Source organism: Kribbella orskensis, assembly GCF_004342085.1.
GTDB classification, from domain to species: domain Bacteria; phylum Actinomycetota; class Actinomycetes; order Propionibacteriales; family Kribbellaceae; genus Kribbella; species Kribbella orskensis.
Genome location: NZ_SLWM01000001.1, coordinates 536,317 through 560,208, shown reverse-complemented (window position 1 = coordinate 560,208; position 23,892 = coordinate 536,317). Strand labels below are relative to the sequence as shown.

The 23,892-nt window shown below is 69.2% G+C and carries 20 protein-coding genes; 14 read left to right on the top strand and 6 right to left on the bottom strand.

From position 1 onward, the window contains the following. Nucleotides 1-30: 30 nt before the first annotated feature. Together EV644_RS02765 and EV644_RS02760 are read left to right on the top strand one after the other, a co-directional pair. Entirely contained in the window at nucleotides 31-366 is a 336-nt protein-coding gene (locus tag EV644_RS02765; protein WP_132187107.1) for an ArsR/SmtB family transcription factor, read from the top strand. Next, a complete protein-coding gene (locus EV644_RS02760; RefSeq protein ID WP_132187108.1) occupies nucleotides 363-1,187 on the top strand; it encodes a VOC family protein in 825 nt (274 codons plus the stop codon). Before EV644_RS02765 ends, EV644_RS02760 begins: the two co-directional genes overlap by 4 nt. Nucleotides 1,188-1,210: 23 nt before the next feature. Here EV644_RS02760 and EV644_RS02755 read toward each other — a convergent pair whose 3' ends face one another. The 5 genes from EV644_RS02755 to EV644_RS02735 are packed head-to-tail and all read right to left on the bottom strand — an operon-like array spanning nucleotide 1,211 to nucleotide 6,381. Next, complete coding sequence (locus EV644_RS02755; protein WP_132187109.1) at nucleotides 1,211-2,503, bottom strand: DUF58 domain-containing protein; 1,293 nt, start codon at nucleotides 2,501-2,503, stop codon at nucleotides 1,211-1,213. Next, nucleotides 2,503-3,477 carry an AAA family ATPase gene (locus tag EV644_RS02750; RefSeq protein WP_132187110.1) on the bottom strand — a complete coding sequence of 325 codons (975 nt, stop codon included), beginning with the start codon at nucleotides 3,475-3,477 and terminating at the stop codon, nucleotides 2,503-2,505. The genes EV644_RS02755 and EV644_RS02750 overlap by 1 nt, the downstream gene beginning before the upstream one ends. Continuing rightward, the gene (locus EV644_RS02745; protein ID WP_132187111.1) at nucleotides 3,474-4,622 is read right to left on the bottom strand and encodes a DUF4350 domain-containing protein; all 1,149 of its coding nucleotides are present in this window, start codon (nucleotides 4,620-4,622) and stop codon (nucleotides 3,474-3,476) included. Before EV644_RS02745 ends, EV644_RS02750 begins: the two co-directional genes overlap by 4 nt. Next, nucleotides 4,619-5,254: a DUF4129 domain-containing protein gene (locus tag EV644_RS02740; RefSeq protein ID WP_241997798.1), complete on the bottom strand. Its 636-nt coding sequence runs from the start codon at nucleotides 5,252-5,254 to the stop codon at nucleotides 4,619-4,621. The genes EV644_RS02745 and EV644_RS02740 overlap by 4 nt, the downstream gene beginning before the upstream one ends. A gap of 8 nt (nucleotides 5,255-5,262) precedes the next feature. Further along, complete coding sequence (locus EV644_RS02735) at nucleotides 5,263-6,381, bottom strand: hypothetical protein (RefSeq protein WP_132187112.1); 1,119 nt, start codon at nucleotides 6,379-6,381, stop codon at nucleotides 5,263-5,265. Nucleotides 6,382-6,612: 231 nt separating this feature from the next. Between EV644_RS02735 and mtrA the strand changes: the two genes are divergently transcribed. The 5 genes from mtrA to hpf all read left to right on the top strand — a co-directional run bounded on the left by mtrA (nucleotide 6,613) and on the right by hpf (nucleotide 12,385). After that, on the top strand, nucleotides 6,613-7,290 hold the full coding sequence (mtrA, locus tag EV644_RS02730; RefSeq protein WP_026163715.1) for an MtrAB system response regulator MtrA: 678 nt from the start codon (nucleotides 6,613-6,615) through the stop codon (nucleotides 7,288-7,290). Between the two features lie 107 nt (nucleotides 7,291-7,397). Beyond that, nucleotides 7,398-9,014, top strand: coding sequence for an MtrAB system histidine kinase MtrB (gene mtrB, locus EV644_RS02725; RefSeq protein ID WP_242000997.1), 1,617 nt, complete (start codon nucleotides 7,398-7,400; stop codon nucleotides 9,012-9,014). After that, nucleotides 9,011-10,780 (top strand): LpqB family beta-propeller domain-containing protein, encoded by a 1,770-nt coding sequence (locus EV644_RS02720; protein WP_132187114.1) that lies wholly within the window; start codon nucleotides 9,011-9,013, stop codon nucleotides 10,778-10,780. Before mtrB ends, EV644_RS02720 begins: the two co-directional genes overlap by 4 nt. A 73-nt stretch (nucleotides 10,781-10,853) precedes the next feature. Continuing rightward, on the top strand, nucleotides 10,854-11,543 hold the full coding sequence (locus EV644_RS02715; RefSeq protein WP_241997802.1) for a ComF family protein: 690 nt from the start codon (nucleotides 10,854-10,856) through the stop codon (nucleotides 11,541-11,543). Nucleotides 11,544-11,758: 215 nt separating this feature from the next. Continuing rightward, complete coding sequence (gene hpf, locus EV644_RS02710; protein WP_199239607.1) at nucleotides 11,759-12,385, top strand: ribosome hibernation-promoting factor, HPF/YfiA family; 627 nt, start codon at nucleotides 11,759-11,761, stop codon at nucleotides 12,383-12,385. A 206-nt stretch (nucleotides 12,386-12,591) separates the two neighbouring features. On the opposite strand, the gene EV644_RS02705 is transcribed toward hpf, so the two are convergent. Then, nucleotides 12,592-13,371 carry a hypothetical protein gene (locus tag EV644_RS02705; RefSeq protein ID WP_132187116.1) on the bottom strand — a complete coding sequence of 260 codons (780 nt, stop codon included), beginning with the start codon at nucleotides 13,369-13,371 and terminating at the stop codon, nucleotides 12,592-12,594. A 200-nt stretch (nucleotides 13,372-13,571) separates the two neighbouring features. Between EV644_RS02705 and EV644_RS02700 the strand changes: the two genes are divergently transcribed. The 7 genes from EV644_RS02700 (at nucleotide 13,572) to EV644_RS02670 (ending at nucleotide 23,884) form a co-directional block, all read left to right on the top strand. After that, nucleotides 13,572-15,131: an AfsR/SARP family transcriptional regulator gene (locus EV644_RS02700; protein WP_132187117.1), complete on the top strand. Its 1,560-nt coding sequence runs from the start codon at nucleotides 13,572-13,574 to the stop codon at nucleotides 15,129-15,131. A gap of 56 nt (nucleotides 15,132-15,187) precedes the next feature. Beyond that, on the top strand, nucleotides 15,188-16,399 hold the full coding sequence (locus tag EV644_RS02695; protein WP_132187118.1) for a winged helix-turn-helix domain-containing protein: 1,212 nt from the start codon (nucleotides 15,188-15,190) through the stop codon (nucleotides 16,397-16,399). A gap of 195 nt (nucleotides 16,400-16,594) precedes the next feature. Further along, nucleotides 16,595-19,513, top strand: coding sequence for a preprotein translocase subunit SecA (secA, locus tag EV644_RS02690; protein WP_132187119.1), 2,919 nt, complete (start codon nucleotides 16,595-16,597; stop codon nucleotides 19,511-19,513). Nucleotides 19,514-19,771: 258 nt separating this feature from the next. Continuing rightward, nucleotides 19,772-20,818, top strand: coding sequence for a LacI family DNA-binding transcriptional regulator (locus EV644_RS02685; protein WP_132187120.1), 1,047 nt, complete (start codon nucleotides 19,772-19,774; stop codon nucleotides 20,816-20,818). Then, the gene (locus EV644_RS02680) at nucleotides 20,815-22,116 is read left to right on the top strand and encodes an extracellular solute-binding protein (protein ID WP_132187121.1); all 1,302 of its coding nucleotides are present in this window, start codon (nucleotides 20,815-20,817) and stop codon (nucleotides 22,114-22,116) included. The genes EV644_RS02685 and EV644_RS02680 overlap by 4 nt, the downstream gene beginning before the upstream one ends. Then, nucleotides 22,113-23,060 (top strand): carbohydrate ABC transporter permease, encoded by a 948-nt coding sequence (locus tag EV644_RS02675; RefSeq protein ID WP_132187122.1) that lies wholly within the window; start codon nucleotides 22,113-22,115, stop codon nucleotides 23,058-23,060. The genes EV644_RS02680 and EV644_RS02675 overlap by 4 nt, the downstream gene beginning before the upstream one ends. Continuing rightward, on the top strand, nucleotides 23,060-23,884 hold the full coding sequence (locus EV644_RS02670; RefSeq protein ID WP_132187123.1) for a carbohydrate ABC transporter permease: 825 nt from the start codon (nucleotides 23,060-23,062) through the stop codon (nucleotides 23,882-23,884). Before EV644_RS02675 ends, EV644_RS02670 begins: the two co-directional genes overlap by 1 nt. Nucleotides 23,885-23,892 lie beyond the last annotated feature (8 nt).

Sequence of the window (23,892 nt, the reverse complement as noted above, 5' to 3'; positions counted from 1 at the left end):
TAGTTAACGAGTAGTGCAACTATTGCGGGCATGGTGAACGACCAGGTTGACCGGTTCTTCGAGGTGCTGGCGGATCCGACTCGTAGGCGGGTGGTGCAGTTGCTGGGCGAGGGGCCGCGGCGGGCCGGGCACCTCGCGGAGGCGACCGGTTCGTCGTCGCCGGCCATGAGCCGCCACCTGCGGATCCTGTTGGCCGCCGGCCTGATCACCGACGAGCGAGTGCCGGACGACGCCAGGGTTCGGATCTTCCGCTTGCGCCCTGAGCCCGTTGTCGCCGTCCAGGCCTGGCTCGACCAGGTCCAGGCGCACTGGCAGGAACAGTTGGGCGCGTTCAAGAAGCACGTCGAGCAGAGGGAGTCATCGTGACCGAGCAGTCCGCGTCGGCGTCCGTCGAGGTCGCCGCAGATCCCGCGACCGCGTTCCGGATCTTCACCGACGAGATCGACCTGTGGTGGGTCCGGGGACCGATCAACTTCTTCGACGCCGCTCGGGCGGTGGGGATGCAGATCGAGCCAGGAGTGGGCGGCCGGATCCTGGAGGTCTACCGGCCGGCGAGCGAAACGTCCGACGAGGATGTGCTCGAGCTGGGTCGGATCACCGCCTGGGAGCCTGGATCACGGCTGGCCTACCGCAGTTCGGTGGACGACTCTACGACAGAGGTCCGCTTCGACCCCATCGACAGTGGAACACGGGTCAGCGTGGAGCAGGCCCTGGTCCCGGGCGGCGAGAAGGCCTTCTACTTCTGGCCGAACGTGATCCCGTGGCTCGCTGCCTGGGCTACCCAGCGAGACGCGGCGCCCACACAACCGCGGGAGCTCGATCGGTTGAATATCGCCTTGTACTACGAGGATCCGGCCGCGGCGGCCCGTTGGCTGCACACGGTGTTCGGCCTGGAGTCGCGGGATCGGATTCCGGCAGACGGCGAGCGGCCCACCTGGCTCGAGCTTCATGTCGGCGCTTCGGCGATCCTGCTCTTCGAGCTGAAGGAGCGAGCCTCCGGTGCGAAGCCGGTCGACCACGCCGTCTGGGTGTACGTCGACGATCTCGACGCGCACTTCGCCCGCAGTTCGGAGAACGGCGCCAAGATCGTCTCCGAGATCCGTCAGCACGGGTATCGCCTTTATGAGGCCGAGGATCTCGAAGGCCACCGCTGGACCTTCGCCCAGGCCCGGCCGACGATGACCTGAACGCACCTGGACCGGCCAGTGGTCTAGAGCCGGCCGGCCTTCTTCAGGGCCAGGTAGGTGTCGGCGAGGGCTGGGGCGATCTGGTCTGGGGCTTCGTCAACTACCGTCACGCCGGCTCGCGTGAGTACCGCTGTCACTCGCTCCCGGTCCAGCCGGGTTCGCGCGGCTGAGGCGGCGCCGTACACCTCGATCAGGTCCGAGCGCTCCAGTTCCATCTCCGCGAGTCTTGGGTCGGCCACTGACGCCAGTACGACGACGTGGCGGCGCAGGAGCGGGCCGATCACCGGCAGCAGGGACTCCTCGATCACTGCAGGGTCCAACCCGGTCAGCAGTACTACGAGCGACCGCTGGCCGAGGCGTTCGAGCACCTGCGACACCACGACCCGGAAGTCTGTCTGGACCAGCTCGGCATCAACGTTCGCCAGCGCGTTCACGAACGACGGCAGCACATCCTCGGGCGCCGGTCGCCGGACATCAGCGCGGACCTCGGAATCGCAAGCCAGCAAGGAAACCCGGTCCCCGGCACGAGTGGCCAGCGCGGCGAGCAGCAAGGCGGCGTCCATCGCGTGGTCCAGCCGTGGCGCGTCGCCGACCCGGCCCGCGGACATCCGGCCCGAGTCGATGACGATGGCGACCTGCCGGTCCCGCTCGGGTCGCCAGGTCCGCAGTACTACGTTGCCGCGGCGGGCGGTGGCTCGCCAGTCGATGCTGCGGACGTCGTCGCCCGGCACGTAGTCCCGCAGCGAGTCGAACTCGGTGCCCTGACCCCTTACCAGCAAGGCGGTCCGGCCATCGAGCTCGCGGAGCCGCGCCAGCCGCGAGGGCAGGTGCTTGCGGCTGTTGAAGGGCGGCAGCGCTCGCACGGTCCACGGCACCTGGTGCGATCCCTGCCGGCCTGCGAAGCCGAGGGGTCCGATCGACCGGATGGTGACCCGATAGGCGTGCCGATCTCCACGGCGAGTGGGGATCAGGTGAGTCACGAATCGTCGCCGGTCGCCGTTGGGCAAGTCGACCTTGTGCGGCGGGTCCTGTACCCCAGCAGAAGGCGGCCAGGCGTCCCGGAGCAGCCCCTTGACCCTCCGGCCCGGGTTGGCCACGAGCATCGTCACCACAGCCCGTTCACCAAGCCGTACGGCGGTGTCGCCCTCCCGGCTGAGCTGCAACCGTCGCGGCGAGCCCGCCAGCAACAGGTCCACCACACAGACCAGCAGCACGGCGGCGACGACCAGGCCGACGCCACCCCAGCTCGGCATCAGCACCGCGACGAAGACGACGCCGAGCGCGGCAAGGAGGCCCGCCCGGCCGGTGACGACCATCAGCGTGGTACCGGCACCGTGGCCAGCACGCTCTCCAGTACTGCGTCCGCGGTGACGCCTTCCAGCTCGGCCTCCGGGCGGATCTGGATCCGGTGCCGAAGGCAAGGACGTGCCATCGCCTTCACGTCGTCGGGGATCACGTAGTCCCGCCCGGACAACCAGGCCCACGCACGTGCCACCGCGAGCAACGCGGTCGCGCCACGCGGCGACACCCCGAGCTGCAGCGACGGGGACTGCCGAGTCGCCCTGCACAGGTCCACCACATACGCCAGAACGTCTTCCCGTACTGCGACCCGGCGTACCGCGGCTTGTCCGGCCAGCAGGTCCTCCGGGCCGGCCACCGGGCGCAGGCCGGCCGCCTCCAGGTCGCGCGGGTCGAACCCCTGCGCATGCCTGGCGAGCACGGCGATCTCTGCGTCGCGCGGCGGCATGTCCAGGGTGACCTTGAGCAGGAACCGATCCAGCTGGGCCTCGGGCAACGGGTAGGTGCCCTCGTACTCGATCGGGTTCTGCGTGGCGGCGACCACGAACGGCACCGGCAGCTTGCGGGGCTTGCCGTCGACGGTGACCTGGCGTTCCTCCATCGCCTCGAGCAGCGCGGCCTGGGTCTTCGGCGGCGTCCGGTTGATCTCGTCCGCGAGCAGGATGTTGGTGAACACCGGACCCGGGCGGAACTCGAACTCGCTGGTCTTCGCGTCGTACACCAGCGACCCGGTGACGTCGCCCGGCATCAGGTCCGGGGTGAACTGGACCCGCTTGGTCTCCAGCCGCATCGCCATCGACAGCGCCCGCACCATCAGCGTCTTCGCCGTACCGGGGACGCCCTCCAGCAGCACGTGGCCGCGGCAGAGCAGAGCGAGGACCAGCGCGGTGACAGCGGTCTCCTGGCCGACCACCGCCTTGCCGATCTCGTTCCGCAGCTCGACCAGGGCCTGCCGGGCGCGCTCGGGAGTGACCTCGATAGCGGTCGTCACGGGTGTCGTACCTCCAGCGTCAGTACGTCTAGCTCATGGGACAGGAACATCAGGGCTGCGTCGTCGACCGGTGGTTGACCGTAGAGCAGTTCGTACAGCATGGCCGGGTCCCGGCCGGTACGGGCCGCCACCGTCGACACCACGGCGGCCGGCTCGGCCCGGCGGGGGATCCCGTGGGCCTTGTGGAGCTTGCCGAGCGCGGACTCCCGCAGTGCGGCCGCGGCCCGGTCCCGGGCGCGGGAGCGACGGTAGAGCCGTGCACGGCCTTCCGTGGTCTCGGCCGCGTGCACGATGACCGGCAGCGGCTCGGGGACCACCGGGCCGAGGCGGCGGCCACGCCACAGCGCCACGACGAACGCGGCGAAGGCCAGCGCCCAGGCGATGTACCGGACCTCTGGGGGAACCAGTGGCGGGCCGTCGTTCTCCTCGTCGTCGTAGCCGGACGTCTCGTACTGCGGCAGATACCAGACCAGCTCGGAGTGCGTGCCGAGCAGGTTCAGCGCGAGCGCCGCGTTGCCGTCCAGGGCGAGTTCGGCGTTGGTGAAGGAGCGGCTGGTCCCGACCACGTCGACTATCCGGCCGTCCACCTCGGTCCGGACGAGCGTGTTGTTGATGCCGTCGCCGTAACAGGTGTGCGCCGCGTCGGGTGCGGAGTACGACGTGCCGCCGACAGTCGCAGTACCGGCCTTCACAGCGGCGGGCAGCTCGCAGCCGGGGTCACGGCTGTCCTCGGGCAGGGACTCGGTGGCGTCCAGTACGCCGGGTGCCAGCGTCTCCAGCGCCCGGAGGCTCGGCCGGATCAGTACTACGTGGCTCCACTGGGCTTCCGAGATCCGCTGCCAGTCGCTCCTACTCAGCGAGCCGGTGGGCGCGACCAGCAGAGTCTTGCCGGCTCCTGACTCGGTGGCCTCACCCAGGAAGTCCGTGCCGGTGACATCGACGCCGTGGTCCTCCAGCAGCCGCGCGAGCGCCATCGCCCCGGTCGGCTTGGCGGAGTCCGGGCTGAACGGTCCAGACGTCCGGGCGGCGCCGGCGATGAGGATGACGATGGCGCCCAGGACGACGAGACCCGTGACCAGCAAGGGAGTCCGCAGCGCGCGCCAGCTCTCGGCGCCGGTCCGCCCGACCGCAGTAGTCGTGCTCATCCCAGCACCAGCGCCCGGGTCGACACGTGGCGAGCCGCCTGGTCGGCAGCCACCACGACGTTGTAGCGCTCCGCGGTACCGGGACGGTTGCCGTAGACAACCTCAGTGAAGACGAGAGCCGCAGGCTGCAACGGATCCCGCAGAGCCGGTACTACGCGTCCCGCGTCCGCCACCGCCTCGTACGCCGTTCGCCCGGCGCGTTCGTCCAGCACGGTGCGTTCGGTGAGCTCGGCGACGCAGGCGCGGAAGCGGCTCCGCACAGCAGCCGCGTAGTCGCCACTGGAGGCCTCGGCCTCCGCCTGCTCGCGGTACTCGGCCGCAGTGCGGGGTCTGGCGCTGTCGAAGACCGCGGCGGACTTGGTGCCGCGGGTGGTCCGCAGTACGCCGGCTCGCCAGAGCACCACGATCACGACCAGGGCGAGCAGGCCGACCAGCATGATCAGCCCGAGGTGGCCGTCGGGGGACTGGCCGGTCAGGTCGCCCAGCAGTTCGCCGATCCAGTCCACCACCTTGTTGATCGCCCGGGTCACCAGCGAGTCCCCGGCCTGGCCGTAGACCGGCTTCGACAACTCCTTGGCGGCTTCCTTCGCGGCGTCGTCACGGCTGATGTCGACGGGCGGTTCCAGTTGCATGATGGGCCTCACCAGGCCGGTCCTGTCGGGTACTGAGGTTGCTGGGGCTGCTGCGGCTGATGAGGTTGCTGCGCTTGCTGGAGTGGCGGCTGTTGCGCGAGGTGCGGCGGTTGCGCGACGGCCGGCCGGAGCACCGGACGCAACCAGAGATCGAGTCCCTCGCGCCGGACCCGGAGATCGAGGTAGAGCAGGGCCTGGACGGCGGACATGAACGCCAGACTGGCGATCAGCGTCAGCACTGTGGCGATCCCGGCCGAGACACCCACGGCGATCGCGACCACGGTCGCTCCGCTGCTGTCGCTGTCACTGGCCCACGCGCCGAGGGTGATCACCAGCGTGCTGATCCCGAACTGGAGTACATAGCTGACGATGTTCACCACGACCCCGGCGAACAGCAGGATCCCGAACACCCGCCAGAACTTGCCCCGGACCAGCTGCCAGGAGCGCTTCAGCGAGCCCCAGATCCCCACCCGGGCGGGGATGTACAGCCCGATGTCGGGCGCGTGCTTCCCCTCCATCAGGACGACGGTCCCGGCCAGGACGAGGCGGATCCCGAAGATCAGCACGAGCACGCCGCCGCCCAGGATCATCACCAGGGCGACCGCGCCGGCCGCCTCCGGGGAGATCGCCGCGTCCGAACCGGCCCCGGCGCCGAACACGGCCAGCGCCCACCCGACGATCACCAGCACGAAGGACAGCGACTGGACGATACCGACCGCCGCCAGCGCGGGCAGGGACGGGCGGACCAGCCGGAGCAGCTCCCGCGGCCCCACCCGGTGAGCGAGCTGGCTCCGCACCGCGGCCAGCGCGATGATCCCGGCGAGCAGGCTCGACACCACCGTGAAGAGGATCAGCTGTACGCCGTACATCAAGAGGACCGCGGCGCCCGCCTGCTCGAACGGGTCGTCCGCGCCGAAGAAGCCGCCGATCCCGCCGGGCACGGTCAGCTGGGTCAACCCGGCCTCGACGGCGGCCAGCGCGATCCCGGCGAGCACCGGCAGGCCCAGCATGATCGTCTTGTTCTCGGAGATGGTCCGGGCGGCGTTGTCCAGCAGGTCGGCGGGCAGCCAGGGGCGTAGCGGCTCGGAGTACGCCGCGCTCTCCCGAACGCCGATGTCGTCCCGCATCCCCGTGCCTCCCCTCTGTGACCACCCCACCGGGCTTGTCTCCGGCCCGGGCCGTGCACCATGATCACAGCCCGGACGGTCCATACCGTCATCACCAGACCCTCGCACGGCGATCCGGCGTGTGCGCTACCTGGGGAATGGGACACTATCCGTAGTGCGTACGACCAGCGGCCGCTGGGCGCGCTGAGACCGGACCGGCGAGGAGTAGGCGTGGCAGAAGGTAACCGGACGATGCGGGGTCGAGTCCTCATCGTCGATGACGACACTGCGTTGTCCGAGATGCTCAGCATTGTGCTGCGCAACGAGGGCTACGACACCTATCTCGTCGCGACCGGCGACAAGGCGGTGCCGGCCTTCCGCGAGTTCAAACCCGACCTGCTGCTGCTCGACCTGATGCTGCCCGGGATGGACGGCATCGACGTCTGCCGGGCGATCCGGGCCGAGTCCGGCGTGCCGATCGTGATGCTGACCGCGAAGAGCGACACCGTGGACGTGGTGCTGGGCCTGGAGTCCGGCGCCGACGACTACGTGGTGAAGCCGTTCAAGCCCAAGGAGCTGGTGGCCCGGATCAGGGCCCGGCTGCGCCGGATGGACGAGCCCGGACCGGAGTCGCTGACCATCGGCGACCTGACCATCGACGTGGCCGGTCACTCGGTGAAGCGCAGCGGCGAGACGATCCAGCTCACCCCGCTGGAGTTCGACCTGCTCGTCTGCCTGGCCTCCAAGCCCTGGCAGGTGTTCACCCGTGAGGTGCTGCTGGAGCAGGTCTGGGGCTACCGGCACGCGGCCGACACCCGGCTGGTCAACGTGCACGTGCAGCGGCTGCGGTCCAAGATAGAGAAGGATCCCGAGCACCCCGAGATCGTCGTGACGGTCCGCGGTGTCGGCTACAAGGCTGGTGCGGACTGATCGAGTACGGACGCGACCGCGAGTCGCAGGCGGACAAACCGGACACCGAACCGGAACCCCGCGGTGCCGAGATCGAGCTCACCGCCGCCGGGGTGGACTGGCACGCCATGCCGGAGCCCCTGTGGCGGACCCACCCGCGGTACTGGCCCGACTTCTGGCGTCGCTCGATCCAGGCCCGGATCGTCACCGGCACGCTGCTGATGTCGACCGTCGTGCTGATCCTGGTCGGCTGGGTGATGATGAGCCAGGTCACCGACGGGGTGCTGGAGTCGCGCCGGACCAGCGCGCAGCAGGAGGCGGTCGCGCAGCTGAAGTCGCTGTCGAGCTCGATCAACGCGGCCGACCCGACGATGCTGAACCAGAACCTGTCCCAGCTGGTGCTGGGCTCGAACCGGTCCGGCCTGTATGAGACGGTGCTGATCCCCACCGACGACGCGGAGTCGACCCTGATCCGGACCACCGGGCTGGTCGAGAGCGACTCGGTGCCGCGCGAGCTGAAGTCCTCGGTCTCCACCGACGACACGAAGCTGTGGGACACCTACACCAAGATCAACTACACCGGCGGCAAGAGTGAGCCGGGCCTGGCGATCGGCTCACAGGTCCGGGTGAACTCCACCGGCCGGCGCTACGAGGTCTACTTCCTCTTCCCGCTGACCGCGCAGAGGGAGACCCTGGACGTCGTCCAGCGCGCTCTGGTGACGGCCGGTCTGCTGCTCGTCGTCCTGCTTGGGGCCGTCGCCTGGCTGGTCACCCGTCAGGTGGTCACCCCGGTGCGGATGGCCCGGCGGATCGCCGAGCGGCTCGCGGCCGGCCGGCTGGAGGAGCGGATGCAGGTCCGCGGTACCGACGACCTGGCCAGGCTCGCGGTCTCCTTCAACAAGATGGCCAGCAACCTGCAGCAGCAGATCCGCCGGCTGGAGGAGCTGTCCCGGTTGCAGCGCCGCTTCGTCTCCGACGTCTCGCACGAGCTGCGCACGCCGCTCACCACGGTCCGGATGGCGGCCGACCTGCTGCACGAGACGCGCGACGAGTTCGACCCGATCACCCGGCGCTCGGTCGAGCTGCTGCAGAACGAGCTCAACCGGTTCGAGGAACTGCTCGCCGACCTGCTGGAGATCAGTCGGTTCGACGCGGGCGCCGCCGCGCTCGACCTGGAGGACGTCGACCTGCGCGACATCGTCGCCCGGGTGCTGGAGAACCACGAGACCCTGCTGCTGCGCAAGGGCTGCGACGTCCAGCTGGACATGCCGGAGCCCTGCCGCGCGCAGGTGGACTCGCGCCGGATCGAGCGGATCCTGCGCAACCTCATCGGCAACGCGATCGAGCACAGCGAGGGCCAGCCGATCCGGATCAGCACCGCGTACGACGAGGACGCCGCGGCGGTGGCCGTCCGTGACCACGGCGTGGGTTTCCGCGCGGAAGAGGCGGAAATGGTGTTCAGCCGCTTCTGGCGGGCGGATCCGGCCCGGGCCAGGACCACCGGTGGTACCGGGCTGGGACTGTCGATCGCGCTGGAGGACGCCCGGCTGCACGGCGGCCGCCTGGACGCCTGGGGATCGCCGGGCGAGGGCGCGTACTTCCGCCTGACCCTGCCGCGCCGCCCGGACGTGGCGCTCACCGGATCACCGCTTCCCGCCCGGCCCACGGACGCCTCCCGCGTGGTGAGCGAGTCACTGGTCGACGTCGGCGCGCCGTACCAGAAGCTGACCGGTGGTGAGTCGTGAGGACCAAGCTGCTCGCGGCCGCGCTGGCCTCTGCCGTGCTGCTGACCGGCTGTGCGACGGTGCCCACCAAGGGACCGATCAGGAGTGGTAGCCAGGAGGGTCTGACGCCCGTCCGGGGCGGCCTCGGGATCGAGGCCCAGCACCCGCGGGACAACGCCAAGCCGCTGCCACTGGTCAACGGATTCCTCGAGGCGATGTCGGACTCGCGGGCCTTCGACGTCGCCCGCGAGTACATGACGCCCGACGCGGCGGCCGCCTGGAAGCCCGAGTCGAAGATCTCGGTGTACGACCAGTCCTCGTCCCAGGCGGTGTCGCAGCGCACCGACGGCAAGGTCCAGCTGAGCGCGCCGCTGATCGGCACCATCGACGAGCGGGGCTCCTGGACGCCGGCCAAGCCTGGCCAGCAGGTGAACTTCACCTTCGTGCTGGCCGAGACCTCCGGCCAGTTCCGGGTCGCGAACGTCCCCGCGGGCGTCTTCCTCGGCAGCAACCAGCTGGAGCCTCGGCTCGCACCCCGCGCCCTGTACTTCTTCAACCCGGCCAAGACGATGCTCGTGCCGGACCCGATCTACGTGCCGAACACCCTGCCGGCCGGTCAGTCGGCCACCCAGCTCATCCAGGAACTGCTGAAGGGCCCGACCAGCCGGCTCGGGAACGGCGCGATCTCCATCGCGCCGGAGGGGACGAGCCTGGCCGTCTCGGTGCCGGTGGACTCGGGCGTGGCGACAGTCGCCCTCAGCGACGAGGCCGCCGCCCTCAGCGAGTCGGACCGGCGGTTGCTCGCGGCACAGATCGCCTGGACCCTGCGGCTGATCACGAACCGGGTCCGGATCACCGTGTCCGGCGCATCGCTGCTGCCCGACTCGGACGTGTTGTCGTTCTCCGACTTCGGCGCGTACGACCCGTCCGGCCAGGACGGCCGGCTGAAGGACCTGTACGGCGTCCAGAAGGGCAAGATCCAGCGGATCCGGGGGCAGGACGGCGCGGAGGACATCGGGACCACCCCGCTGGACAACAGCGTGCTGTACAGCTCCTCTGCGCAGTCGTTCGCGGTGAACCTGCGGGGTGACACCGGCGCGATCGTGACCACCACCAAGGACGGCCTGCCAGCGGTCTTGTCCGGCGCCCTGGACTCGGACAAGAAGGCAGCCGACGTGAAGACCACCCGGACCGATGGCAAGGTGCTCCGGCCCAGCTACGACAACGAGAACAACCTCTGGTACGTCGATCGCGCGGACAGCGCCGCGCCCCGGCTGCGGATGCGCACCCCGGACGGCAAGGTGACCGAAATCCGGGCGAACTTCGGTGGTGCCCACCCGCTCGCGCTGCGGATGGCGCCGGACGGTGTGCGGGCGCTGCTGGTGATGCGGAGCAAGACCGGCGCGACCTCCGTGCAGACGGCGACGGTCGGGACGAACGACGCGAAGCAGTTGGTACTGAGTCAGTTCCGGCCGCTCGAGTTGCCGCTCACCGACATCACCGACGCGTCCTGGAACCAGCTGGGCATTCTGGTGGCCGGCAAGTCCGCCAAGGGTCAGCCCGGGCGGCCCTGGCAGGTCAATGTCGACGGTTCCCAGCCCCGGCTGATCCCCGGCGTCAGCACCCAGTTCGACGCGGTCAAGCTCGCCTCCAATCTGAGCGTCGACACCCTCCCGGTGGTCCAGGACAGCACGGGCGAACTGCACTGGCAGCGCAAGGACCTCGGCTGGGTCAACATGAACGACGGCGACAAGGGCACCCCGATCGACCCCGTCTACCCAGGCTGATCTCCCCGAGGTTTTCCACAGGCGGCGCGGACCTGGTTGCCCCGGCCGGCCGGTATCGCGCATCGTGGTTCCGGTGTCGCTCCGGGGCGCGTTCGTGGATCTCGTGCTCGGCGGCACCTGTGCGGGGTGCGAGCATCCCGGCCTGTCCCTGTGCGCCACCTGCCGGGCTCTGCTGACAACCGCGACGCCGTACCGCGCGTGGCCCGACCCGGTCCCGGCCGGACTCCCGCCACCGATGGCGACAGCGGAGTACGGCGGGGCGGTGCGCGGGCTGATCCTGGCTCACAAGGAGCACGCCCGGTACTCCTTGGCCGGGCCGTTGGGGGAGGCGCTGGCACTGGCCGTGCGGGCGACTCTCGGCACTCGCCGGGCCGCGTGGCTCTGCCCGGTGCCGTCCTCGCCGTCCACCGTCCGGGAGCGCGGCCATGACCCGCTGCGCCGGGTCACCTCGGCCGCGGCGAAGCACCTGCGACGGCAGGGATTCGACGTCCGCCCGGCCGACGCGCTGGCCGTCGTACGGCGGCCCGAGGACCAGTCCGGACTGTCCGCTCAGCGGCGTGCGGCCAACCTGGCAGGGGCTTTCGCGGCGCGTTCGCGCTGGGCTGAAAGGCTGACGAATCAGCCGGTCATCCTCGTCGACGACGTGCTGACGACCGGTTCCACGCTCACCGAGGCGGGCCGCGCGCTGTCCGCCCGCGGAATTCCGGTACTGGGGTGTGCGGTGGTCGCCGCGACCCGGCTCCGGGCGTCATCCGGTTCATGAGAACTTCCCTACCGGTTTTCGCCGAAGCCGACTAGCGTTGGCCTATGACACCCGCTTGGGCTTGTCGGACAGGGATGTGGGGGAGGACCGGATCAGCCGGAATCCTCACCACGGAGTCCGACGGGCCGGACAGCGGGTGTTGTCGTTTCGGGCATCCGGCCGAGTGGTACGGGGGTCCGAAGACGTAACAGAGTCGCCGATCGATGGAGGTTTCCGTGGACGTCGTTGTCAAGGGTCATCACTGCGAGGTCAGTGACCGCTTCCGGCAGTACGTCGAGGAAAAACTCGAGCGGATCGAGAAGGTCGATCACCGGGTACTGCGATGCGAGGTAGAAGTCAGCCAGGAGAAGAACCCGCGACAGCACGATCGGGCGATGCGCGTCGAACTCACCATGTACACCAAGGGTCCGGTGGTCCGGGCCGAAGCCTGTGGTGAGACCAAGCAGGCCGCGTTCGACGTGAGTCTCGACCGGTTGCGGGCCCAGGTCCGCAAGGCCGCCGACCGGCGCCGGGTTCACAAGGGTGGCGAGGCACTGGAAGGCCTGCGGCATGTCGCCGCCAAGCAGTCGACCAACGGCAACGTACCAGTAGTGGAGGAGACAGTCGCCGAGGACGAGGTGGCGACGCGGACGTTCGGCTCGGTGACGGTGACCGGTGACGGTCCGCTGGTGATGCGCGAGAAGACCCACACCGCCAAGCCGATGTCACTGGACCAGGCGCTCTACGAGCTGGAACTGGTCGGGCACGACTTCTACCTGTTCGTCGACGCCGACGAGAACCAGCCGAGCGTGGTCTACCGCCGGCGTGGCTACGACTACGGCGTGATCCGGCTGGCCGTCTAAGCACGGCAGAACCGAGTTTCGGGAGGAGCAGAGGAAGGGGCCCGGGCGATCAGCCCGGCCCCCTTCCCCTGTCGCTGCCAGCCGATCTGTGCTTGGAGTTCCGAGGCGTAGGTGGCGACCACGTCCTGTAGCGCACCTCTCACTTGTGGTAACACCGGAGTTCTGACCGCCCGGCCAGGTCCCCTGTCCCGGCCAGGCGGCCGGCATCAGAGGCCCATCGTCCTGCCGTCGAGGATCTGGCTCTTGGCGGGCGCCTTCGGGGCAGGCACCTTGCCGTAGTCGCTGAAGCGGAACTGGTTCTTGCCGTCGGTCATCCGGACCAGCCGGGCGGTGGTGGCGTCGATCCACATCGACGCGCCGTCCTCGGTCAGGCCGACGCAGCGGACGCCGTCGACCATCCGCGCGGCGGCCTTGCGGGGTGCGGCGGCGGTGTCGGTGTCGTCCTCACCGAAGACCGTCTTGAAGAACCGGCCGGGAGTGACCAGATCCACCATCTCCTGGATGTCCTTGTCGACCTTGGACACCTTGATCCACTTGTTCTTCAGCAGCCTGAGCATCTGCGCGGTCTCGGCCGCGCTGCTCTTCTCGGTTTTCGCCTGGGCCCGGATCGCGGCCTCGGAAAGCTGGAAGTACACGGTCCTGCCGATCGCGCGGACGGAGTACGACGCTCCGGCGACGGTGAAGTCGCCCTGGCCGCCGCCCTTGGCCAAGGTGATGTCGAAGGTCATCGGGCCGCCGGGGTCGTCGATGGTGCCGCGCATCCGCACACTGCTCGCGGCCAGCGACGCCAGCCGGGTCTTCTTCATGATGGTCCGGACCGGCTGGCTCTCGAGGCCGGCGGGTTTCACGGGAGTGCTGGCGGGGGCCTTCGTGGAGGTGGTGGGTGCTGTGTTCTCGACCGCGGTGTCGGCGCTGCTGTCGCAGCCGGTCGCGATGAGTGCCACCAGGGCGGCGGCCGCGGCGGTACGGATCCAGGGGAAGGACATTGCTCGGACTCACTTTCGGTACGCCGGCGCTCTGGCCGGCGACGACTCGAACCTGACCCACCGACCCTGAAGCCCCGCACTGCCACCCCGCTGCGGTCCCACTGCCGCCTCACTGCGCCCTGCTCGGCGGATAGACTGCCGCCTCACTGCCGTCGGCCGTGGGGAAGCTCGAATGGTGCGGATCGGGAGGGTGCTGACCAGTGCAGGGGGCGGTTGACGACTCTGTCCGGTTCGACCTGCTCGGACCGCTGCGGGCCTTTCGCGGGCAGCGCGAGCTGGACCTCGGCCCGGCCAAGCAGCGTGCGGTCCTGGCGATCCTGCTGCTGGCCGCCAACCGGCCGGTCCCGACGAGCCGGATCATCGAAGCGGTCTGGGGCGACGAACCGCCTGAGAACGGCACCAACGTCGTCCAGAAGTACGTCGCTGGGCTGCGCCGGGTGCTGGAGCCGGAGCGAGCGCCCAGAGCCGCCGGCCTCCTGCTGACCCTGACCGAAGCCGGGTACCGGCTCTCCGTTGCCCCCGGCAACACCGACCTGGACCTGTTCACCAGCCACGTCCGCGAGGCACGCCAACTGCGCGGTGCGGGTCGACGGGCGGAGGCAGCTGCCGAGCTCCAGACGGCCCTGTCGCTCTGGCGTGCCGAGCCGCTGGCCGGCCTGACCGGCTCGTACTTCGACGCCACCCGCGCCCGCCTCGCCGATGACCGCGCCGCGGCCGTGGAGGACTGGGCAGAGCTGGAACTCGAGCAAGGCCACCAGCAGAACCTGCTGCCCGAGTTGTCGCGCCTGGTCGCGGAGTTCCCGCTGCGCGAACGGCTGCGCGGCGTACAGATGCTCGCCCTGTACCGCGCCGGCCGCCAAGCCGAAGCCCTGGCCACGTACCGCGAGGCCCGCACGCTCCTAGTGACCGCCCATGGCGTTGAACCCGGCAATGCCCTCCAACACCTCCACCAGCAGATCCTTCAGAACGACCCCACCCTCACCACCCCACAAAGCAGCCCAGCCCCCACCTCTGCCGCAGGGGCCGCACCTGCCGTCTTCGGGTGGGCCGCGCCGCCGCCACCCCAGCCGGTGCCGCAGTACTCGCCGCCGGAGGCCCTGGTACAGGCTGGTGAGCCGGAGTCGTTGCGATGGCAGGACTGGGTGGTGAAGTTCGCCGCGGCCGCGGTCCCGATCATCTCCGTCGGGATGCTGTCGGGTCCGCTGGTGGGCGTCCTCGCGATCCGGCGGCGCAGTGTCCGGCTGGGTGCGGCGGCGGTGGGCTACCTGGCCGTCACGTTCGGCGGTGCGCTCCTGATGGATACCTCCAGCGACGAGATCACGAGTGACTCCGACGAGCTCGGGGTGGCCCTGGTGATCGCCTCGGCGCTGGTCTGTGCGATCCACGTGGCAGTGATCGTGCCCCGGCGGAGGCGGACTCCCGGGCTCGACCCGCGTCGGCAGTACGCGCGTCAGCTCGCCGCGGAGCACCCGCAGATCGCCCGGCAGCTCGGCATCGGCCGCCCCGACCTGCCGAACCAGTTCGAGGACGGCGGGCTGATCGACATCAACGACGCCCCCGAGGCTGTACTGCGGACGCTGCCGGGCGTCTCCGCCGAACAGGCCGCGCTGATCGTCGCCGACCGGACCCACCGGGGCCCGTTCCGCTCCCTGGAGGATCTCTCCGGGCGCGGCCTGTTCCCGTCGCCGATTCCGCCCCAGGTGGCTGAGGTGCTGCTGATCATCCGGGTCCAGGACACCGTCGACGACGACCGCCGCTGAGCGAAGCGAATCGAGGCCGCGATTTTCTGTCGGTGGCCGGCGGCAGAATCGGCTTCGTGGATTCTCAAGTGTTGTCGGTGGCCCAGGCCCGGCGGATCGGACTGGCCGCGCAGGGGTTCAGCGATCCGCGGCCGAAGGGTGTGCCGGACATGCGGGCGCTCAGCCGGGTGCTCAGCCGGATCGGGCTGATCCAGATCGACTCGGTGAACGTGCTGAGCCGTACGCAGTATCTGCCGCTCTACTCACGCCTCGGGCCTTATCCGCGCGATCTGCTGGATCGCGCCGCCGGGAAGGCGCCGCGCCGCCTGGTGGAGTACTGGGCGCACGAGGCCTCGCTCATCCCGGTGGAGACGCATCCGCTGATGCGATGGCGGATGGCCCGGGCGGCCAGCGAGGCGTGGGGCGGCCCGCGGTCGATCGCGACCCAGCGCCCCGACCTGGTCAAGCAGGTGCTCGGCGACGTTCGCGACCACGGTCCGCTGACCGCCCGGCAGATCGACGACGACGTCGAACGCGAGCGGAACAACTGGGGCTGGAACTGGTCCGACGTGAAGCAGGCGCTGGAGTTCCTGTTCTTCGCCGGCGAGATCACCGTCGCCCGGCGCAACCAGCAGTTCGAGCGCTTGTACGACATCCCGGAGCGAGTGCTGCCCAGCGCAGTACTGGCGACGCCGACGCCGACCCTCGAGGAGGCACACCGCGGCCTCGTCTCGATCGCGGCCAGGGCGCACGGGGTCGCCACCGCGCAGTGCCTGAAGGACTACTTCCGTACCGCGCCCGCTCCGACGGCGCAGGCGATCCGCGAACTGGTCGAGGAGGGGGAGCTCCTCCCGGTCACGATCAATGGCTGGAAGCGGACGGCCTACCTGCACCGGGACGCCAGGCTGCCGCGCCGGGTGAACGCCCGCGCCCTGGTCAGCCCGTTCGACTCGCTGGTGTTCGAGCGGACCCGGACCGAGGTGCTGTTCGACTTCCACTACCGGATCGAGATCTACGTCCCCGCCGAGAAGCGCATCCACGGGTACTACGTGCTGCCGTTCCTGCTGGGGGACCGCCTGGTGGGACGAGTGGACCTCAAGGCGGACCGGACGGCGGGTGTCCTGCTGGTCCAGGCTGCGCACTCCGAGCCTGGTGCGCCGCCGGAGACCGTGGAAGAGTTGGCGGCCGAGCTGGTCCAACTGGCCGGCTGGCTGGGCCTGGATCAGGTCCGGGTGGCCGGTGGCGGTGACCTTTCGCCTGCTTTGAGTGACGCCCTGCGCGGATTCTGAGGAACTTTCCGGGCCGCTCACTCGTGGTGCGGGCAAGGGTGCGACTTTACTCCGGGCGGTGGGTTGACGCGCTCGGCCCAGTACCATGGGTGGCGCCCGCCAGGCGGGCAGGCCGTGCTGCGTCCGTCACCGGGTACGCACGGTCAGGCACCCGCCGCATTGAAGGCTGCACAGTCAAGGAGTGGACCCCCCACGATGAAGGCGTTCGACAAATTACTGCGGATCGGCGAGGGCAAGATCGTCCGCCGGCTCGAAGGCATCGCGAAGCTGGTCAACTCGATCGAGGACGACTTCGTGACGATGACCGACGAGGAGCTGCGCGGCCAGACGGCCGAGTTCAAGCAGCGGGTCGAGAACGGGGAATCCCTGGACGCGCTGCTGCCGGAGGCCTTCGCGGTGGTCCGGGAGGCCGCCAAGCGCACCCTGCACCAGCGTCACTACGACGTGCAGATCATGGGTGGCGCGGCGCTGCACCTGGGCAACATCGCCGAGATGAAGACCGGTGAGGGCAAGACCCTGGTCGGCACCCTGCCGACCTACCTGAACGCGCTGTCCGGCAAGGGCGTGCACGTGGTCACCGTGAACGACTACCTGGCCAGGTTCCAGGCCGAGTGGATGGGCCGGGTGTATCACTTCCTCGGCCTCGACTACGGCGTGATCCTGCCGGAGATGACCCCGGCCGAGCGCCGGGTGGCCTACTCCAAGGACATCACCTACGGCACCAACAACGAGTTCGGCTTCGACTACCTGCGCGACAACATGGCCAACTCGATCGAGGACCTGGTCCAGCGCGAGCACAACTACGCGATCGTGGACGAGGTGGACTCGATCCTGGTCGACGAGGCCCGGACCCCGCTGATCATCTCCGGCCCGGCCGAGGACTCCCAGCGCTGGTACGTCGAGATGGCGAACCTGGCGGCCCAGCTGAAGCCGCGGATGGCCGACGACAAGATCGCCGAGGACCAGCGCCCGATCGCCGACTACGAGGTGGACGAGAAGAAGCGCACCGTCGCCATCCTCGAGCGCGGGATCGAGAAGGTCGAGGACCGGCTCGGGATCGACAACCTGTACGAGTCGGCGAACACCCCGCTGATCAGCTACCTGAACAACGCGCTGAAGGCGAAGGACCTGTTCCGCCGCGACAAGGACTACGTGGTCGTCGAGGGCGAGGTGCTGATCGTCGACGAGCACACCGGCCGGACGCTGCACGGCCGCCGCTACAACGAGGGCCTGCACCAGGCGATCGAGGCCAAGGAGAAGGTCGAGATCAAGGAGGAGTACCAGACCCTCGCGACGATCACCCTGCAGAACTACTTCCGGCTCTACGACAAGCTGGCCGGCATGACCGGTACGGCGATGACGGAGGCGGCCGAGTTCTCCAAGATCTACGGCCTCGGCGTCGTCCCGATCCCGACCAACAAGCCGATGGTGCGCGCGGACCAGCGCGACCTGATCTACCGCACCGAGGAAGCCAAGTTCGACGCCGTGGTGGAAGACATCGCCACCCGGCACGAGACCGGGCAGCCGATCCTGGTCGGCACCACCAGCGTGGAGAAGTCCGAGCGGCTGTCCGCCCAGCTCCGCAAGCGCAACATCGCGCACGAGGTGCTGAACGCGAAGCAGCACGCGCGGGAGGCCGCGATCGTCGCCGAGGCCGGCCGCAAGGGCGCGGTCACGGTGGCCACCAACATGGCCGGCCGTGGTACCGACATCATCCTGGGCGGCAACCCCGAGCACCTGGCCGACAAGGACCTGCGGGCCCGCGGTATCGACCCGGTGGAGTCCGCCGAGCAGTACGAGGCGGAGTACCCGAAGGTGCTCGAGCAGTTCGAGCAGCAGGTGAAGGACGAGCAGCACGAGGTCACCGAGGCGGGTGGGCTGTACGTGCTCGGCACCGAGCGGCACGAGTCCCGCCGGATCGACAACCAGCTGCGCGGTCGTTCCGGCCGTCAGGGTGACCCGGGGGAGTCCCGCTTCTACCTGTCCCTCGAGGACGACCTGATGCGGCTGTTCAAGCGCGAGATGGTCGACTGGGCGATGTCGCGCAACGACGACGACACCGTGCCGCTGGAGAACAAGGTCGTCACCAAGGCGATCGCGTCGGCACAGTCCCAGGTCGAGGCGCAGAACTTCGAGACCCGGAAGAACATCCTCAAGTACGACGACGTGATGAACCGCCAGCGGCACGTCGTGTACGACGAGCGCCGCCGGGTGCTCGCGGGCGCGGACCTGCACGACCAGGTGCAGGACATGCTCGACGAGACCATCACCGGGTACGTCCAGGGCGCGACCGCCGACGGGTTCGCCGAGGACTGGGACCTGGACCAGCTGTTCACCGCGCTGCGGACGCTGTACCAGACCGAGCTGACCGAGGACGAGCTGATCGAGGAGGCCGGCGGCGACCGCTCCGGGCTCACCCAGGACTTCCTGGTCGAGCGGCTGGTCACCGACGCCCGCGAGGCGTACGCGCGCCGCGAGGAACTGCTCGGCAGCGACGCGATGCGCGAGCTGGAGCGGCGGGTGCTGCTCAGCGTGCTGGACCGCAAGTGGCGCGAGCACCTGTACGAGATGGACTACCTGCGCGAGGGCATCGGCCTGCGCGCGATGGCGCAGCGCGACCCGCTGGTCGAGTACCAGCGCGAGGGCTACGACATGTTCGCCACCATGATGGAGTCCATCAAGGAGGAGTCGGTCGCCTTCATCTTCAACGTCGAGGTCGACATCGAGGCGATGCAGGCCGACCTGGCCGCGCAGGCCGAGCTCGCCGAGCTGGAGGAGACCGAGGCCGAGGACATCCTGGTGCCGGGCGCCCCGGTGGCGGAGTTCCCGGGCCGGCATGTGGTCGAGGACGAGCGTCCGCAGGACACCCCACGGCCGCAGGACAGCCCGAAGCTGCGGGCGAAGGGCCTGAGCACCGAGAGCCGTCCGCAGCGGCTGTCGTACTCGGCGCCGACGATCGACGGTGACGAGGAGATCGCGGTCCACAGCGAGGGTGCCGAGGCCGGCGCCCTGGAGTACGCCGGCACCCCGCGCAACGCGGCCTGCCCGTGCGGCTCCGGCAAGAAGTACAAGCGCTGCCACGGCGACCCCCAGTCGGACGTCTACAAGCACTGAGTACTGCGAACAGAGGCCGCCCCGGGTGAACCCCGGGGCGGCCTTCGCTGTGTCCGGGGCTACAGCTCACACCGGAGGGCAGGATCCAGGTAGTTGCTGTGGGGCCGTCGCCGTCGTCCAGGACCTCTGCAAACGAATGCGCACAAATCCCGGCTGGGCCGCGTTACTGCGCAGTTCGCGGTGAGGTCTTGACTCGGAGCGTTTAGACCGGTTTAGTGACCATCTAAACCGGTTTAAACACTCAGATCAAGGATGGCGATGAGCAAAGCGCGGCCGACGATCGCCGATGTGGCCACCCGGGCCGGGGTGTCGAAGGGTGCTGTCTCGCTCGCGCTGAACGGTCGTCCCGGCCTGGCGCAGGCGACCGTCGAGCGGATCATCGCGGCCGCGGACGAGCTCCGCTGGCGGCCCAGCAACCGGGCCCGCTCGCTGTCGGTGTCCAAGGCGTTCGCGCTCGGGCTCGTGATCACCCGGGATCCGGGTGTGCTGTCATCGGACCCGTTCTTCCCGGCGTTCATCGCCGGGGTCGAGAGCGTGCTCGGACCGAACGGGCAGGCGCTCGTTCTGCAGGTCGTCACGGCCGGCGAGGACGAGGAGGCCGGGTACCAGCGGCTCGCCCAGGCCGGCCGGGTGGACGGGGTCTTCCTCTCCGACCTGCGGCACGACGATCCCCGGATCGAGCTGCTCGCCTCACTCGGCATGCCGGCCGTCACCCTGAACCGGCCGGAGGGTTCCTCGCCGTTCCCAGCGGTACTGCTCGACGACCGCCCCGGCACGGTCGAGGTGGTACAGCACCTGCTCGACCTCGGCCACCGGCGGATCGCCCACGTGGCCGGACCACCCGCCTTCGTCCACGCGACCGCGCGGTCGGAGGCGTTCACCTCGGCGCTCGCCGCCGCCGGCCTGGAGCCGGTCGGGATCGAGGGCAGCGACTTCACCGCGGCCGGCGGGATCGAGGCGACCAGACGCCTGCTCGCGCTGCCGGAGCCGCCGACCGCGATCGTCTACGCCAACGACCGGATGGCGATCGCCGGTATCGGGGCCGTCCAGCGGGCCGGGCTCACGGTGCCCGATGACCTGAGCATCGCCGGCTTCGACGACAGCGAACTCGCCGAGTTCGTCCATCCCGGCCTGACCACCGTCCGCGCGGACCCCTTCGGCTTCGGCGAGGCCGCCGCGCGCACCCTCAACCAGCTGATCGACGGCGACGGCGAGGTCGCCGACGTCGAACTGCCCCCCGCTCGCCTTGTCATCCGGCGGTCCACCGCCGCCCCTGCTTCGCACGGAATGTTGGAGGAGTCATGAAGTTTCGCTCGAGAAACCTGATCGCGGCACTGCTGGCCGTCGGCCTGGCCGGTACCGCGGCCGCCTGTGGCGGCAGCGACAGCGGCGGTGACGCGGACGCTGCCACGCAAGCCAGGGGTGAGATCACCGTCTGGCTCTCGAACAACAAGGAAGAAGTCGCCTGGGGCAAGCAGATGGTCGCGGCCTGGAACAGCGCGCACGCCGACCAGAAGGTGACCGCCCAGGAGATCCCGACCGGCAAGAGCTCCGAGGAGGTCATCGGTGCGGCGATCACCGCGGGCAACGCGCCCTGCCTGATCTTCAACACCTCCCCGGCGTCGGTCCCGCAGTTCCAGAAGCAGGGTGGCCTGGTGGCGCTCGACAGCTTCAGCGACGGCAAGCAGTACATCGAGGACCGCAGCGGCAAGGTCGCCGAGCAGTACAAGTCGACTGACGGCAAGTACTACCAGCTGCCGTGGAAGGCCAACCCGGTGATGATCTTCTACAACAAGAAGGCCTTCGCCAAGGCGGGGATCGACACCGCCAAGCCACCGCTGGCGACGTACGACGAGTTCCTCGCCACCTCGCGCAAGCTGGTCGCCGCCAAGGCCGCGAACTTCGCCATCTGGCCGGCGCCGAGCAACGAGTTCTACCAGTCCTGGTTCGACTTCTACCCGTTGTTCGCGGCCGAGACCGGCGGCAAGCAGCTCGTCGAGGGCGGCAAGGCGCAGTTCGCGTCCGACGAGGGCAAGAAGGTCGCCAACTTCTGGCGAACGGTGTACGCCGAGAAGCTCGCCTCGCAGGAGAAGTACACCGCCGACGCGTTCGCCGACGGCAAGGCGGCGATGGCGATCGTCGGCCCGTGGGCCATCGCGGTCTACAAGGGCAAGGTTGAGTGGGGCGCCGTGCCGGTGCCGACCTCGGCCGCCAAGCCCGCGTCCGACATCCACACCTTCAGCGATGCGAAGAACGTCGCGATGTACTCGGCCTGCAAGAACCGCGGGACCGCGTGGGACGTGCTGAAGTTCGCCACCAGCAAGGAGCAGGACGGCAAGCTGCTCGAGGTCTCCGGTCAGATGCCGATACGCAACGACGTGGCCGGCGCCTACCCGGAGTACTTCACGAAGAACCCGGACTACAAGTCGTTCGCCGACCAGGCCGCCCGGACCGTCGAGGTGCCGAATGTGGCGAACTCGATCGAGATCTGGCAGACCTTCCGCGACGCGTACTCCAAGTCCGTGATCTTCGGTCAGCAGGATCCGGGCGCGGCCCTCGACGGCGCTGCCCAGAAGGTCGACCAGCTCGCTGCGCAGTCATGAGCAGTCGGCTCGCCACAGCCCCCTCGCCGACCGGCAGCGCCCGGCCGGCGGGGCGGCGTGGGCTGCTGAACACCGTGCTGGGCAAGCAACCGATCGGTTCCGCGTTCGTCACGCCCTACCTGGTGTTCCTGGCCGCGATCTTCGCCTACCCGCTGGGGTTCGCGGTCTACATGTCCTTCCACGACTACTTCTTCACCGCACCCGGTACGGTCGTGGACCGGCCGTTCGTGGGGTTCGACAACTACGTGACGGTGCTGACGGACCCCGCGGTGCGCCGGTCGTTCGTGAACGTCGGCATCTTCCTGCTGATCAACGTCCCTTTGACCGTGGTGCTGTCGCTCGGACTGGCGAACGCGCTGAACGCCGCCATCCGGTGGCGGACGTTCTTCCGGGTCAGCTACTACGTGCCGTACGTCGCGGCGAGCGTCGCCGTGGTCGGGGTCTGGCTGTTCCTGTTCAACGAGAACGGGCTGGTCAACACGATCCTCGGGCCGCTCGCGCCGAGCCCGTCCTGGCTGGTGAACTCGAGCCTGGCGATGCCGACAATCGCGATCTACGTGACCTGGAAGCAGCTCGGCTTCTTCATCCTGCTCTACCTGGCCGCGTTGCAGAACGTGTCCAAGGATCTCTACGAAGCCGCGTCGATGGACGGCGCCGGCCGGCTCAAGTCCTTCTGGAACGTGACCGTGCCCGGCGTGCGGCCGGCCACCACGCTCGTCGTACTGGTGGCCACGGTGACCGGGGCCAACCTGTTCACCGAGCCCTACCTGCTCACCGGTGGCGGTGGCCCAAACGGGGCTTCGGCCTCGCCCGTGCTGGTGATGTACCAGAAGGGCATCGAGCAGGGCAACCCTGACATCGGGTCGGCGATCGGAGTCCTGCTCGTGATCGGTGTGCTGCTGATCGCCCTGATCGAACGTCGCTTCGTCTCGAGGGAGGACTGATGAGGATTCCTTGGCGCTTCCTGACTCTGCTGGTCGGGGCGTTCGTCTTCCTGTTCCCCTTCTACTACATGCTGATCGGCAGCCTGCAGACCGAGCCGGACCCGACAGTCAGGGGAGCCTTCCCCGAGCCGGGGAACCTGACCGGCCAGAACTACGTGGAGATCAACAACGCGATCAGCCTCGGGCAGTCGTTGCTGAACTCCGGGATCTTCACCGGCGGCGTCATCCTCGGCACGATGGTCTTCGGGGTGCTGGCCGGCTACGCGCTGGCCCGGTTGCAGTTCCGCGGCCGGGGTGCGGTGTTCGGCCTGATGTTGCTGGTCCAGGTGGTGCCGTTCCAGTTGCTCACCATCCCGCTGTACGTGATGGTCGTCCGCAGCTACGGGCTGGCCGACTCCTATCTCGGCATGATCGCGCCGTTCGCGATCAACTCGGTGGCGGTGTTCATCTTCCGGCAGTACTTCCTGCAACTGCCGCAGGAGTTGTTCGACGCCGCCCGGATCGACGGCGCGAGCGAGCTGAGCACCCTCTGGCGGGTGGCCCTCCCGTTGGTGCGGCCCGCGCTGCTGACTGGCTTACTGGTGACCTTCATCGGGCCGTGGAACGAGTTCCTGTGGCCGTTCCTGATCACCAAGCAGCAGGATCTGCAGCCGTTGGCTGTGTCCCTGTCGAACTACCTCACCACCGTCTCGGCGCGAGCGGCGAACCCGTTCGGTGCGGTACTGGCCGGCGCCTGTGTGCTGGCCGCTCCCGCGGTGGCTCTGTTCATCGTCTTCCAGCGCCAATTCATCTCCTCGAGCCTCGAGTCAGGGGTCAAGGGCTGATTCCGCCT

Excerpts from the sequence above, each read along its gene's own strand:
- mtrB (WP_242000997.1), top strand. The coding sequence starts at position 7,398 with ATGCCGGAGCCCCTGTGGCGGACCCACCCGCGGTACTGGCCCGACTTC.
- secA (WP_132187119.1), top strand. The coding sequence starts at position 16,595 with ATGAAGGCGTTCGACAAATTACTGCGGATCGGCGAGGGCAAGATCGTC.
- EV644_RS02745 (WP_132187111.1), bottom strand. The coding sequence starts at position 4,622 with ATGAGCACGACTACTGCGGTCGGGCGGACCGGCGCCGAGAGCTGGCGC.
- EV644_RS02735 (WP_132187112.1), bottom strand. The coding sequence starts at position 6,381 with ATGCGGGACGACATCGGCGTTCGGGAGAGCGCGGCGTACTCCGAGCCG.
- EV644_RS02755 (WP_132187109.1), bottom strand. The coding sequence starts at position 2,503 with ATGGTCGTCACCGGCCGGGCGGGCCTCCTTGCCGCGCTCGGCGTCGTC.
- EV644_RS02680 (WP_132187121.1), top strand. The coding sequence starts at position 20,815 with ATGAAGTTTCGCTCGAGAAACCTGATCGCGGCACTGCTGGCCGTCGGC.
- EV644_RS02670 (WP_132187123.1), top strand. The coding sequence starts at position 23,060 with ATGAGGATTCCTTGGCGCTTCCTGACTCTGCTGGTCGGGGCGTTCGTC.
- EV644_RS02740 (WP_241997798.1), bottom strand. The coding sequence starts at position 5,254 with ATGCAACTGGAACCGCCCGTCGACATCAGCCGTGACGACGCCGCGAAG.
- mtrA (WP_026163715.1), top strand. The coding sequence starts at position 6,613 with ATGCGGGGTCGAGTCCTCATCGTCGATGACGACACTGCGTTGTCCGAG.
- EV644_RS02675 (WP_132187122.1), top strand. The coding sequence starts at position 22,113 with ATGAGCAGTCGGCTCGCCACAGCCCCCTCGCCGACCGGCAGCGCCCGG.
- EV644_RS02765 (WP_132187107.1), top strand. The coding sequence starts at position 31 with ATGGTGAACGACCAGGTTGACCGGTTCTTCGAGGTGCTGGCGGATCCG.
- EV644_RS02685 (WP_132187120.1), top strand. The coding sequence starts at position 19,772 with ATGAGCAAAGCGCGGCCGACGATCGCCGATGTGGCCACCCGGGCCGGG.
- EV644_RS02705 (WP_132187116.1), bottom strand. The coding sequence starts at position 13,371 with ATGTCCTTCCCCTGGATCCGTACCGCCGCGGCCGCCGCCCTGGTGGCA.